At 51.1% G+C, this 12,621-nt stretch carries 12 protein-coding genes; all 12 read left to right on the forward strand.

The features are described 5' to 3' along the window. Positions 1-14: 14 nt before the first annotated feature. The 12 genes from ACI1P2_RS28450 (at position 15) to ACI1P2_RS28505 (ending at position 12,412) form a co-directional block, all read left to right on the forward strand. Positions 15-746, forward strand: a complete 732-nt coding sequence (locus tag ACI1P2_RS28450) for a M23 family metallopeptidase (protein WP_355326396.1) — start codon at positions 15-17, stop codon at positions 744-746. A 184-nt stretch (positions 747-930) separates the two neighbouring features. Further along, positions 931-1,218: a sporulation transcriptional regulator SpoIIID gene (spoIIID, locus tag ACI1P2_RS28455; RefSeq protein ID WP_355326399.1), complete on the forward strand. Its 288-nt coding sequence runs from the start codon at positions 931-933 to the stop codon at positions 1,216-1,218. 165 nt (positions 1,219-1,383) lie between these two features. Continuing rightward, positions 1,384-2,382 (forward strand): rod shape-determining protein, encoded by a 999-nt coding sequence (gene mreB / locus ACI1P2_RS28460; RefSeq protein ID WP_355326402.1) that lies wholly within the window; start codon positions 1,384-1,386, stop codon positions 2,380-2,382. 100 nt (positions 2,383-2,482) lie between these two features. Beyond that, positions 2,483-3,364: a flagellar hook-basal body protein gene (locus ACI1P2_RS28465; RefSeq protein ID WP_355326433.1), complete on the forward strand. Its 882-nt coding sequence runs from the start codon at positions 2,483-2,485 to the stop codon at positions 3,362-3,364. A gap of 13 nt (positions 3,365-3,377) precedes the next feature. Continuing rightward, positions 3,378-4,199, forward strand: coding sequence for a flagellar hook-basal body protein (locus tag ACI1P2_RS28470; RefSeq protein ID WP_355326405.1), 822 nt, complete (start codon positions 3,378-3,380; stop codon positions 4,197-4,199). Between the two features lie 11 nt (positions 4,200-4,210). Beyond that, positions 4,211-4,411 carry a DNA-directed RNA polymerase subunit beta gene (locus tag ACI1P2_RS28475; protein ID WP_355326409.1) on the forward strand — a complete coding sequence of 67 codons (201 nt, stop codon included), beginning with the start codon at positions 4,211-4,213 and terminating at the stop codon, positions 4,409-4,411. Between the two features lie 358 nt (positions 4,412-4,769). Further along, positions 4,770-5,204 (forward strand): 3-hydroxyacyl-ACP dehydratase FabZ, encoded by a 435-nt coding sequence (gene fabZ / locus ACI1P2_RS28480; protein ID WP_355326412.1) that lies wholly within the window; start codon positions 4,770-4,772, stop codon positions 5,202-5,204. Between the two features lie 102 nt (positions 5,205-5,306). Next, positions 5,307-7,025, forward strand: a complete 1,719-nt coding sequence (locus tag ACI1P2_RS28485) for a phospho-sugar mutase (protein ID WP_355326415.1) — start codon at positions 5,307-5,309, stop codon at positions 7,023-7,025. A gap of 203 nt (positions 7,026-7,228) precedes the next feature. After that, positions 7,229-9,247 carry a DUF5693 family protein gene (locus tag ACI1P2_RS28490; RefSeq protein ID WP_355326418.1) on the forward strand — a complete coding sequence of 673 codons (2,019 nt, stop codon included), beginning with the start codon at positions 7,229-7,231 and terminating at the stop codon, positions 9,245-9,247. Further along, the gene (gene csaB / locus ACI1P2_RS28495) at positions 9,220-10,350 is read left to right on the forward strand and encodes a polysaccharide pyruvyl transferase CsaB (RefSeq protein ID WP_355326421.1); all 1,131 of its coding nucleotides are present in this window, start codon (positions 9,220-9,222) and stop codon (positions 10,348-10,350) included. The genes ACI1P2_RS28490 and csaB overlap by 28 nt, the downstream gene beginning before the upstream one ends. A 9-nt stretch (positions 10,351-10,359) precedes the next feature. Continuing rightward, complete coding sequence (locus ACI1P2_RS28500; RefSeq protein ID WP_355326436.1) at positions 10,360-11,118, forward strand: WecB/TagA/CpsF family glycosyltransferase; 759 nt, start codon at positions 10,360-10,362, stop codon at positions 11,116-11,118. 166 nt (positions 11,119-11,284) lie between these two features. Then, on the forward strand, positions 11,285-12,412 hold the full coding sequence (locus ACI1P2_RS28505; protein ID WP_355326424.1) for a glycosyltransferase family 4 protein: 1,128 nt from the start codon (positions 11,285-11,287) through the stop codon (positions 12,410-12,412). Positions 12,413-12,621: the final 209 nt, after the last annotated feature.

The raw sequence follows: 12,621 nt of genomic DNA on the forward strand, positions 1-12,621 counted from the left end.
GAGGTGATGAAACCATGAATGAACAAAACAAAAACCAAAATCATGAAGAATCTTCCAAAAATACAATGGGAGAAAGAGCTTCACAGCCGTCTTCGTGGAAAAAGCTGTTGTCCAAAAGGTGGGTATATCCTGCAGCCTACATTGCCGCAGCAGCCATCATACTAACTCTTGTGTGGGTCTATCAGGATACCAGCACAAAACCATTGGAGCAGGATCCAACCGCTCAAGAGACAGCGAACAGTGTAACGGATGATGTCGGTCTTAACGGTCAGCAGGAAAGTGTGGAAGTGGTCGCCCAATCCGAGAATATGGTTTGGCCAGTGGCGAACGCTGCCGAAGTAAATATTGTAAAGCCGTTTTTTGATGAAACCGCATCGGAAGATGAGCAGGCTGCCGCGATGGTGGAATATGACCAAACCTTCACGGCCAATACAGGTATTGATGTGGCCCGCTCTGATGACGCGGCATTTGATGTAAAGGCTGCGCTGAGCGGAAAGGTAACCCGTGTGGAGCAGCACCCTCTGATGGGCAACATCGTTGAAATTACACATGATGATAATCTCAAAACCGTGTATCAAAGCCTTGACCAGGTAAAAGTTAAAGAGGGCGATGAAGTGAAACAGGAGCAAGTTATTGCTGCATCCGGCCGCAATGAAATGGAGAAGGACCTGAACAACCATCTTCATTTCGAAGTGATCCAGGAAGGCAAACCGGTAAATCCGGCAACGCTGCTTCCGCAAAAATAATATTGCTCGTCCGAAGGCAGGGGGAACCGTCCCTCTGCCTTTTTTTGTGCCTTCCAGGGGCTTTGTCCACATCCCGCAAGGAAATAATTAGGGCCTCGGAAGCTTGTCACAGCGCCAAACCGAGCATATCTATCCCTGCCACTCATATAATGTACCAAACTATCCACAGTGGGGAGGCGGGAGTGTGCACGATTACATCAAGGAACGGACCATCAAAATCGGCCGCTGCATCGTAGAAACCAGACATACGGTCCGTACGATCGCCAAGGAGTTCGGTGTATCCAAGAGCACGGTGCATAAGGATTTGACCGAACGGCTGCCTGAAATCAATCCGGACCTTGCGGATCAGGTAAAGCATATTTTGGAATACCATAAATCCATCCGCCATCTGCGGGGAGGGGAAGCGACAAAAATTAAATACAAAAAAACGAACGACAGCACGCAGGATGTTATGGTCTCCGGAAAACCCTGAATTTTTATAGAAATTACATGCACTTATCCATTGAATCCTTCCCCTGAAGTATGATATGTTAAAAGATGGTACAAGATCGAATTATGTCACGAAACACTCCAATATTGCACATACATTTGCCGGTTCTTGTCACTTTTTAAAATATGACTTTGGGGGCTCTTTTATATGATTAGCAAGGATATCGGAATCGATCTGGGCACGGCGAACGTGCTGATACACGTGAAAGGAAGGGGGGTCGTATTAGACGAACCTTCTGTCGTTGCCATAGAGGGGGATACGAAGAGAGTCCTTGCTGTCGGAGAGGAAGCGCGCCGCATGGTCGGACGGACACCTGGCAACATTACGGCTATCCGCCCGCTGCGTGACGGGGTTATTGCAGACTTCGAAATTACGGAGTCCATGCTGAAATATTTTATCAGCCGGGTAGGGGGTAAAAGCTGGTACAGCCGTCCCCGGATTTTGATCTGTGCGCCTACCAACATCACTTCGGTGGAGCAAAAGGCAATTCGTGAAGCGGCTGAACGAAGCGGAGCCCGGGAGGTTTTCCTGGAGGAAGAGCCCAAGGCGGCGGCGATCGGTGCGGGCATGGATATTTTCGAGCCTAGCGGAAATATGGTTGTGGACATCGGAGGCGGAACGACGGATGTGGCCGTGCTGTCGATGGGGGATATCGTTACGGCTTCATCGATCAAAATGGCGGGGGACAAGTTCGACGAGACCATTTCCAAGTTTGTTAAAGCAAAGTACAAGCTCCTGATCGGGGAACGTACCGCCGAGGATATCAAAATTGCCATTGGAACCGTGCATCCGGACGGTCGCCAGGCTGAAATGGACATTCGCGGACGGGATATGGTGTCAGGTCTTCCTAAGACGATCTCCATTTCCGCCAGTGAAGTGCAGGAGGCCTTGGAAGATCCGGTAACCAGCATTGTAGCTGCAGCGAAGTCGGTGCTTGAGCGGACGCCGCCGGAATTGTCGGCGGATATCATTGACCGCGGCGTCATTCTCACTGGAGGCGGAGCGCTGCTCAGCGGATTGGACGAGCTGCTCTCGCAGCAGCTGCGGGTGCCTGTGCTGGTGGCCGAAGATCCTATGCACTGTGTAGTTAAGGGAACGGGAATTATGCTGAATAATTTGGATCAGGTCGTTAAGAAAAGATTCTGATCTGCCGATATAGATAGTTAGACAAGTTCAATGGATGAAGAATGCAGCACGCTGTGCTGCATTTTTAAAATAGATGAACCGAGGAGCTGAACCGCCAGTTATGCTGAGAGGACTTTATACTGCCGCCGCAGGTTTGATTACCCAGCAGCGCCGTCATGATACGGTCACACAAAACATCGCCAACCTCAACACACCGGGATACAAGCAGGAAACGGCTGTGCAGCGTTCTTTTCCGGAGATGCTTATCGCCATGACAGGAGGCTATGCGGATAATCCTAACCGTACCGTAGGCCGTCTGAATACGGGAGTGTTTGCGGAGGAGAGCCTCTCTCCATATGTTCAGGGCCCTCTCAAGCAAAGCGGAGAAACCACTGATTTTGCATTGGTGTCCGATATCATCGTCAATGATCCGGCGACAGGACAGCCTGTGCGCTTTGATCCCTCCGGAAAATATGTGGATGCCAATGGACAAGTCACATACAAACCGGAAGCTTTTTTTACAGTCAGGGATGAGGCGGGAAATGTGCGTTATACACGTGACGGGCATTTCAAGGTGGACGGGCTCGGAACGCTTCGCACATCTACCGGAGTGCAGGTTTTGGATGAAGTTGGAAACCCCATAGCCTTGACCGGAGCCGTGAAAGACCTTAAAGTAAACGGACAAGGGGAGCTTCTGAACGGGGATCATATTCCAACAGGAATTACACTCGGCATAAGCATCATCGACCAGCCTTATCAGCTGGTTCGTGAAGGAAACGGTAATTTCAGACTGGACACGCAAAATGGCACAACCGCCAGAATGTTGCAGGACGGGGATAATGTGGAGATCAGGCAGGGGTATCTTGAAGGCTCCAATGTGGACGCCACCCAGTCCATGGTCGATATGATGGCGGCACAGCGCGCCTATGAGTCCAATCAGAGAGTCGTTCAGTTCTATGATGCAAGCCTTGACAAGGCTGTTAACCAGGTAGGACGGGTATAGGGGGGATCAAGCCATGAATAACTCCATGATCGGCGCTATGGTTACGATGGCCAGCGTGCAGAAACGGCTGGACACGATTGCCGATAACGTGGCGAATGTGAATACCACGGGCTATAAAAGCAAGGATGCTTCCTTTGAGGACGTACTTGCACGGGTTCAACAGCAGCCCGAGACATACCGCCAGGCTGGACGGGCTGCGCCGCTTGGCTTTAATCTTGGTTTCGGTGTCAAGGCGACAGGCATAAGCGCAGACATGAAGCAGGGGTCGCTGCAGGAAACGGGCAATCCAACGGATTTGGCCATTGAGGGGAACGCGCTGTTCGCCGTTGAAGTTAATGGCCAAAAGGCCTGGACACGTGATGGCAGCTTCAGCTTTACCCCGGATCCGCTTGGCACCGGCATGCTGCTGACTACATCGGAGGGCCATGCCGTGCTCGACCGGGACGGCATTCCGGTGACAGCACCGATAGGCTCGAAGGTGGCGATCGATAGGCAAGGCAATCTGCTGGTTCGGGATAATGGAACAGGCACGCCTTACGTTGCCCACCAGCTTCAATTTGTTGAGCCGCAGCGACCCGAGGGTCTTGCACAGGGGCCTGACAATACGTTTGTTTTGTCTGCAGGAGTCACGGAGGATGACGTATTCGGACAGGGGGCAGCCACTGTGGTTCCCGCAACTTCGGCGATTCGTCAGGGCTACCTTGAGCAGTCCAACGTGGATTTGACGGATGAGATGACGGAAATGATGCAAATTCAGCGGATGTTCCAGATGGCTTCACGGGCGCTCACTTCCAGCGATACGATGATGGGTCTGGCCAACTCTCTGCGGGCATAGGCGGTAAAGTGATGACAGAACAGAAACAAACGGCAGTTGTAAGAAAATCCGGATGGCGGATTGCACGTCATTTTGTGATTCCGCTGCTTCTTGTCATTTCCCTGCTCGGGGGGATGATTGTCGGTTATGTCGTTGTGGGCAAGCATAGTCTCGGGGATGTGTTTGACATCGCTACATGGCGGCATGTGTTTGATCTGGTGTTTGCTCCATAGCTTCCAAATGGTACTCATATATAATTTTTTTAAAAACCTAACCGTACGGCGAAAGCTGTACGGTTTTTTCACGTCATTGCAGAGAAACTTAAACCCTTAGCATGAATAGGCTGATTGTAAAGCTTCAGGGGCATGCAAAATGGTACTTGGGCGGAATTTTCTTTTTACCCTCGGAAAATGTATAATGATGGGGGAGTTTTGCGCATATTCGTGTCAAAAGGGCTTTTTCACGCCCTCTTCTGCTGGTTGGCGGAAAAAGCCCCTTATCTTAACCTTCACTTCTGCAGCAAGTGTAAGGATATCAATATTTATTACCGCTTTGAACTGCTTTTATGCAAAGGATATGGAGATGATCGTTATGGAAAATGTACAGTTGGATATCAATCAGATTCAGGAAGTTATTCCGCATCGCCCGCCGTTTCTGCTGGTAGACCGGATTGTTGAACTGGAAGAAGGCAAGAGGGCGGTAGGCATCAAGAATGTCACCATGAATGAACCGTTCTTCACAGGACATTTTCCCGGTTATCCAGTTATGCCGGGTGTGCTGATTACAGAAGCGCTTGCGCAGGTCGGTGCGGTGGCGATCCTTAAGGTTGAAGCCAATCGCGGCAAAATCGGCTTTTTGGCCGGACTGGACAACTTCCGGTTCAGGGGGCAAGTCGTGCCGGGAGACACTTTGCGTCTTGAGGTGGAAATTATTCGTCTGAAAGGCTCCATCGGTAAAGGGAAAGCAACCGCCAGCGTTGGCGATAAAATCGTTGCCGAGGGAGAGATCATGTTTGCCCTTTCTTGATTCATAGGAGCCAAACAGATCATTCCACGAAACGGTTATTTTCACTGAGCTTACATAGGCAATCCCAATTCTAATAATAATAGTAGGAAGGGGAATCACTATATGTCACAATTGAGTACACAAGCCATGGAAAGCATTAAGCACTGGCTCCAGGATCCTGCGATCGATGAGGAGACGAAGCAGGAGCTGCGGGCTTTGGAAGGCAACGATAAGGAGCTTGAGGACCGTTTTTATAAAGAACTGGAATTTGGCACCGGCGGACTGCGGGGAGTTATTGGCGCGGGCAGCAATCGGATGAACCGCTATGTGGTTGGTCGTGCTACCCAGGGACTTGCACGGTATATTTTGGAGGAGCATGGCGACCGGGAAGGCAAGCCTTCCGTCGTTATTGCCCATGATTCCCGTCACTTTTCGCCGGAATTCGCGCTGGAAGCCGCACTGGTCCTTGCAGGCAACGGCATTGCAGCGAAGCTGTTCCCGTCGCTGCGTCCAACGCCGCAGCTTTCCTTTGCGGTCCGTCATTTGCAGGCGACCGGAGGCATTGTCATTACGGCCAGTCATAACCCGCCTGAATATAACGGGTATAAGGTGTATAACCATGAGGGCGGCCAGCTGGTGCCGGACCAGGCCGAGAAGGTGATCGGTTACATACGGGAGGTTCCTTCCTTCTCCGAGGTGCGCCGCATTTCACGCGAAGAAGCGGAGGCGCAGGGGCTTCTTGTATGGCTTGGCGCTGATGAGGATGAAGCCTTCATTAACACAGTCGCCGAGGTCAGCGTCAATCGTGAGCTGATTACGAGTGGTCCGGGCAAGGACTTTAAGCTGGTATTTACCCCGCTGCACGGCACAGGCAATCTGCCTGTACGTGAGGTGCTGAAGAAGCTCGGATTCCAGCAGGTGCATATTGTGCCTGAACAAGAACAGCCTGACGCCGAATTCTCTACCGTGAAGTCACCGAATCCGGAGGAGCGTGATGCCTTCAAGCTGGCTATTGAGCTCGGCAGTCAAATCGGGGCGGATCTTCTGCTCGGAACAGACCCGGATGCCGACCGCATGGGGGCGGTTGTGAAAAACAAGAGCGGCGAATATGTGGTGCTTTCCGGCAACCAGTCCGGTGCAATTATGGTATACTATTTGCTGGACCAGCTTAAAGAAGCAGGCAAGCTGCCGAAGAATGGTGCAGTGGTCAAAACGATTGTGACAAGCGAGATGGGGGCAGTCATTGCCGAGCATTTTGGCGCAACCGTATTTAACACACTCACAGGCTTCAAATATATCGGCGAGCTGATGAACGAGTTCGATAAAACCGGAAGCCATACCTATTTGTTTGGCTACGAGGAGAGCTATGGCTATCTCGCCGGCAACTATGCGCGTGACAAGGATGCCATTCTGGCTGCGATGCTGATCGCTGAAGCTGCTGCTTATTACAGCACACAAGGAAAAACACTGTATGATGTCCTGGAGGAATTGTATGAGAAGTTCGGATACTTCCAGGAGAGACTTGAGTCGCGGACCTTGAAGGGGAAAGACGGGGTTGAGAAAATCCAATCTCTGATGACCCAGTGGCGCAATAACCCGGCCGTTGAAATCGCAGGTGTGAAGGTCAAGGAAGTGCTGGATTACTCCAAAGGGCTGGATGGACTTCCGAAAGAGAATGTCCTCAAGTTCATGCTGGAGGACGGTTCATGGTTCTGCCTGCGTCCATCGGGGACTGAGCCGAAGATCAAGGTGTACTTTGCGGTGCGCGGCTCATCCACTCCGGATGCGGAGGGTAAGATAACGCGTCTGGTGGAAGCCGTTATGTCCCGTGTAGACGCTTAAGAACAAAATCAGGAACGCCAACGGTGACCTCTCACGGCAATGGGCAGCAAGCCGGGGGAGGTCATCCGCTTTTGAGCTGGAATTTCATGGTGAATTCGCAGCCGTGGTTTGGCCTGAGCGGAAGTTCGCTTTTAGGGTGTGCGGTACAGCCGTTTGTATCGGAAAGATCTGTATCCCATGCCGAATGATGAGGAGGTACTTTGGTGTATCAGAAATGGCAGTATTGGAATACCCGCGCGCGGAAATGGCTGTGGGCCGTGGTCGTAATCGGTCTGATTGCGGCTATGCCGGTGATCAGCGATCGTCTGCAGACGGAGAAAACATCCAAATCAGTTGAATTTGTATTTGATTACCGTGACTTGACGGATGCCGCATCTTACCAGGCACGTCCCCAGGATTACTTGAACGAACAGCTAGACAAACTGAAGGAAGCGGGCGTCACTTCCATGGCGCTGTATGAGAGCACTTTGAGTGATCTGGAAAAGGCCCGCCGTATCGTTACTTATAATGAAAAAGACGTTTCCCGCATGACAGGACAGCTTGTGCCGGGAAATCAGAATTTTACCTACGTTCAGTTTTTGAACAAGGAAAGTGCGGATGCATATATACCGATGATCAAAGAGACCTTCGCCAGCCTGGGCATTGCGGTTAACCCGTGGAGCTATGAAGGCCAAAGCGGTCTTGTTATTGAAACTTCTCCGGAGGATGCTTCCCTGAAGCCGATGCAGCCGGACCCGGTTGCCATGGCGATGCTCCGTTCCAAAGGCTTTGACATTATGCCGCGGATGACGGACAGCTTGCCATACAACCAGCAGCTGGTGGAAAGCACGCTTGCCAATTTTGAGGCCAATGGGGTAAAGCGCATTCTGTTTGAAGGCGAGTCTGTCAAGGGCTTCCACGATGATGCTGATTTGAACAGCATTACCGCTTTTGCCGAGCTGCTGAACAAGCACGGCATCGGCGTGGCGGCAATCGAAGGCCTGAAAGCTCCCCAGCTTGGGTTTAACAAGCTTGCTTATTTGATAGATTATAACGTGGTCCGTCTGATTTCGCTGAGTGAAGCCGATTCGTCGTTGGATGTTCAGACCATTGCCGACCGATTTGTTCTGGCAACCAAGGACAGAAATATACGGATTATTTATTTAAATACAGTCCCTACCCGCAGTGTTGCCGAAGCGAAGGTGAAAGACTCCGTTGATAATCTGGTGCACTCGCTGGCTGAGCCTGGCAATGCTGTGCAACGTATAGAAAATAACGGCTTTACAATCGGACAAGCCGAGCCTTTCCATGTAAGCGATTCTCCGATGCAGCGGTATTTTAAAATGGTGGCTGTTGCAGGTGCTGTTGCGCTGACCGCCATTATGATTTCCTATTTCCTCCCTGTATTGACTCTGGTTGCTTTTATCCTTGGCCTCATCGGCTGCGCTGGCTTGTATGTGCTGAATTCCAGCCTGATGGAGCAGGCGCTCGCACTGGCTGTTGCGATCAGCGGTCCTACAGTGGCTATGGTGCTGGCTGTGCGGAAAATATCAGCGCTTCACGACCGGAATCCTGAACTTTCTACGGGAGGCCGGCTTGGCAAAACCGTGCTTCTGTATGTGCAGACTTCGATTCTGTCGCTGGCAGCCGTACCTTTTGTCATCGCACTGCTGAACAACATCACTTACAGTCTCGTGCTTGATCAGTTCAGAGGAGTAAGCTTGCTGCACTTTGCTCCCATTTTCCTGATAGCCGTGTATTTGTTCTTCTATAGAGGAATCTCTCTTAAAACGGAAGTTCCGAAGCTGCTGCGGATGCCTATTACGGTATGGATGGTTGTCGCGTTGGTCATTGTGGCGGCGGCCGGTTACTATTATATCTCCCGTACGGGAAATGCCGGTTCTGTTTCTTCTTATGAGATGGCTTTCCGTACGTTTATGGAAAATACGTTTGGAGTCAGACCGCGCACCAAGGAATTCTTGATGGCTCATCCGCTGTTTATTGTCGGGGCATTTGCGGCGCTTAAATACCGCAAAGCGGTTTATGTGATGATTATTGCTGTCATCGGACAGCTGTCGATGGTGGATACGTTTGCTCATATCCACTCTCCGGTTCTGATTTCGCTGATTCGCGGGCTGCTCGGTCTTGGCATGGGCCTCATTATCGGAATGATTGGCGCTGTCGTATGGCGGGTGCTGGAAGGAGTTTGGACAAGATGGTCTCCTCGGCTCCGAAAATTGTAATTTCCGGCTATTACGGCTTCCGCAACAGCGGGGATGAGGCTGTCCTGAAATCGATTTTAACAGCCCTGGAGGAAGCAGGTAAGCAAGCGGGAGTGACCGCCCAGCCCATCGTCCTCTCTTCCGATCCCGCATGGACGGAGAAAATGTATGGCGTGCGCGCGGTACACCGGATGAGCCTGAAGGAGGTCAGGGCTGCTATACGTGAAAGTTCGGGGCTTATCAGTGGAGGTGGAAGCCTGCTGCAGGATGCCACAAGCCCCAAGACCATACCTTATTATTTAGCTATATTAAAGCTGGCACAGTGGGCAGGAAAGCCGACGTTTGTCTATGCACAGGGAATTGGTCCGGTGCAGCGCAAATGGTTTTACCCGCTGATTAAGTCAGTATTCAAACGTTGTAAATATATCTCGGTGCGTGATGAACAGTCGGCGGATCTGCTGGCGGCGATGGGGGTGCAGCGTTCCTCCGTGAACGTCGTCCCGGATCCTGTGATGGGGCTTCCGCTGCCCGCGAATGCGGACTCCGGTCCAAACGGATTGTCTCCTGCCGGCATGCCGGTTATCGGCATATCGGTACGTTATTGGGATAAGGAAAGAAGAGAGCTAAAGGCCATTGCCGACGGATTGCGCAAGCTCAGTGCCGAGCGGCCCGTGCATCTGCGCTTCCTGCCTTTTCACCTGCCTGATGACGTGCAGGCCTCCCAATATGTTCTTGAACAATTGGGCGATGTAGGTGCAAATGGAAGCAGCATCAGCATGGAGCAGGAGATCACGGACCCTCAGCAAATGCTTTTGGAGGTTAGCAGATGTGACCTTATTGTCGGAATGCGGCTCCACAGTCTTATCTATGCCGCTTCCAGAGAGGTTCCGCTGCTCGGCATATCTTATGACCCGAAAATCAATCATTTTCTGAGCAGGATCGGAAGCGAGCCGGTCGGTTCATCGGATACGCTTAGCGGGGACAAGCTTGCGGCAGAGACAGCTGCGTTGCTTGATGGTCGTGAAGCATGGCGGGGCAGCCGGGCAGCTGCCATTCAAGCGCTGCGGCAGGAAGCCCGGCTGCCTGCACGGCAAATAATCGAATATTTGAGTCGTAAAGGATGATTGAAAGTGATGCAGCAGCAAACTGTTCCGACGGTCCCGATCTTTGGAATACCGGTATCAAGGCTCGACATGCAGGACACCGTAGCGTGGCTGACAGAGGCTGTTGATTCCGGGAGGCCTCATCAGATTATTACAGCCAATCCGATTATGGTCATGAAAGCTCTGGAAGAGCCTAATTACTTGAAGGTGATGCTGGATGCGGAGCTGCTTGTGCCTGACGGAACCGGCGTTGTCTGGGCGGCAGAGGTAGCGGGCATGCCCGTGGCTGAGCGGGTGGCCGGATTTGACCTAATGCACGAATTGTTCAAGGTGGGAGAAACCCGCGGCTGGAAAGCGTATCTTCTTGGCACCACCTCGGAAGTGATTCAGGCGACAGCCGCCAGGTTAAAGGAGCTTTATCCCGGAGTTGCGATATGCGGTATAAGGGATGGATTTTTTGGGCCCGATCAGGATGATGAGGTGATCCGGGCCATACGGGAGGCCGCACCCGATCTGCTGTTCGTAGCGCGCGGGGCGGACACGCAGGAACCGTGGATTTCCAGATACAAGGAACGCTTGGGCGTTCCTGTGATGATGGGGGTAGGCGGCAGCTTTGACGTCATATCCGGGAAAACGAAACGGGCTCCTGTTGTCTTTCAAAAGCTGCGGCTCGAATGGTTTTATCGCCTGCTGAAGGAGCCGAGCCGATATAAAAGGATGCTTGCGCTGCCAAAATTCGCAGTGAAAGTGCTGCGTGCAAGAGAAAACGTGACGAAAATGGGCTCATAAGCGGAAATACGGCGTTTAAACAGCCTAAATTGCCATAAAATAAAGGTTGGTATTTATTTTTGATCGGAGTATAATTCAATGCGGTTGGATCATTTTCACCAAATCTTCACATGGTAAAGGTAACGGTGAAAAAGATTCACGTTAAAAATGGGGGTCGAATGATCAAATGTTGCCGATCTATATCATTGGTTTTATCGCAGCACTGGCACTGGCTTTAGCCTTAACGCCGCTTGTAAAAAAGTTCGCTGTCAAGGTGGGGGCCGTTGATGTGCCGAACGCCCGTAAAGTTCATACCAGAATCATGCCTCGCCTGGGAGGGCTGGGAATATTCCTGGCATTTATTTTAACGACGCTGGCGCTGCTGCCGTTCATACCGGAAGGGGTACTGACATCACGGGATACGAACTTCATTGCTGCCTTTTTGATCGGTGGGGCCATGATTGTTATCATCGGCGCTTTGGATGACCGCTTCGATCTGAATGCCAAACTCAAATTTTTGGTGCAAATCGGTATCGCTTGCATCGTTGTTTTCGGATTTAATATTCGTGTTGACTTTGTGGATATTCCGTTTATGGATGCTTACTCCTCGCTGGAAATTTGGATTTCCGTTCCGCTGACCATTTTCTGGATTGTCGGCGTAACGAATGCTATTAACCTGATTGATGGACTGGACGGGCTTGCAGCCGGTGTATCCGGCATCGCTATCGGCACCATTTTTGTGATGTCCATGCTGATGGGCAATGTGCCTGTCGCTTTGCTGTGTCTGGTGCTGCTGGGAAGTATTATAGGATTTCTATTTTTTAACTTTCATCCAGCTAAAATTTTTATGGGAGATACGGGCTCGCTTTTCCTGGGCTTCTGCCTGGCGATGCTGTCACTCCTTGGATATAAGCAGATTGCGGTTGTGTCCTTTATTACGCCGCTGATCATCATCGGTGTTCCACTGTCGGATACCTTCTTCGCCATTGTACGGCGCAAGCTGCAGAAGAAACCGATTTTCTCTCCGGACAAAGGACATCTGCATCACTGTCTGCGTGAACTCGGTTTCAGTCACAGACAGACTGTACTGATTATTTACGGTATTGCCGCCTTCTTTGGCGTACTGGCAGTCATTCAGACGTCGGCCGCGATGGCCGAAGCTAACTGGGTTACTTTTGTTGTCATCTGTATCATGATGTTCTTCCTGCAGATTGGCGCTGAAGTGATCGGGCTTGTCGGCAAAACGAAGAAACCGATTATAAACTTGCTGCTTCGCCTTCGGGTGAAGCCGGATCAATCGCGTTCGAAATTATAATAAAAACCTTTATCGATGCACCTGCAAAGAAGACAGACCACATTTAGCGGAAGTTTTTCTTGTGATATCAGGAAGATCATGCTCTGAAGGATATCCTCTCTTATATCTAAAGATAGCTTCTATAACTAAGTGAAGAGGGTGTCCCAAAAGTCATCATAGATGACTAAGGGACGACCCTCTCTTACATTTCGTCAAACAAAAAGAAACCA

This window comes from Paenibacillus jiangxiensis, from assembly GCF_046098255.1.
Lineage (GTDB): Bacteria > Bacillota > Bacilli > Paenibacillales > Paenibacillaceae > Paenibacillus > Paenibacillus jiagnxiensis.

Bases quoted from the DNA above. Each gene is read 5' to 3' on its own strand.
- ACI1P2_RS28450 (WP_355326396.1), top strand. From the start codon at position 15: ATGAATGAACAAAACAAAAACCAAAATCATGAAGAATCTTCCAAAAAT.
- mreB (WP_355326402.1), top strand. From the start codon at position 1,384: ATGATTAGCAAGGATATCGGAATCGATCTGGGCACGGCGAACGTGCTG.
- ACI1P2_RS28465 (WP_355326433.1), top strand. From the start codon at position 2,483: ATGCTGAGAGGACTTTATACTGCCGCCGCAGGTTTGATTACCCAGCAG.
- ACI1P2_RS28470 (WP_355326405.1), top strand. From the start codon at position 3,378: ATGAATAACTCCATGATCGGCGCTATGGTTACGATGGCCAGCGTGCAG.
- ACI1P2_RS28475 (WP_355326409.1), top strand. From the start codon at position 4,211: ATGACAGAACAGAAACAAACGGCAGTTGTAAGAAAATCCGGATGGCGG.
- fabZ (WP_355326412.1), top strand. From the start codon at position 4,770: ATGGAAAATGTACAGTTGGATATCAATCAGATTCAGGAAGTTATTCCG.
- ACI1P2_RS28485 (WP_355326415.1), top strand. From the start codon at position 5,307: ATGTCACAATTGAGTACACAAGCCATGGAAAGCATTAAGCACTGGCTC.
- csaB (WP_355326421.1), top strand. From the start codon at position 9,220: ATGGTCTCCTCGGCTCCGAAAATTGTAATTTCCGGCTATTACGGCTTC.
- ACI1P2_RS28500 (WP_355326436.1), top strand. From the start codon at position 10,360: ATGCAGCAGCAAACTGTTCCGACGGTCCCGATCTTTGGAATACCGGTA.
- ACI1P2_RS28505 (WP_355326424.1), top strand. From the start codon at position 11,285: ATGTTGCCGATCTATATCATTGGTTTTATCGCAGCACTGGCACTGGCT.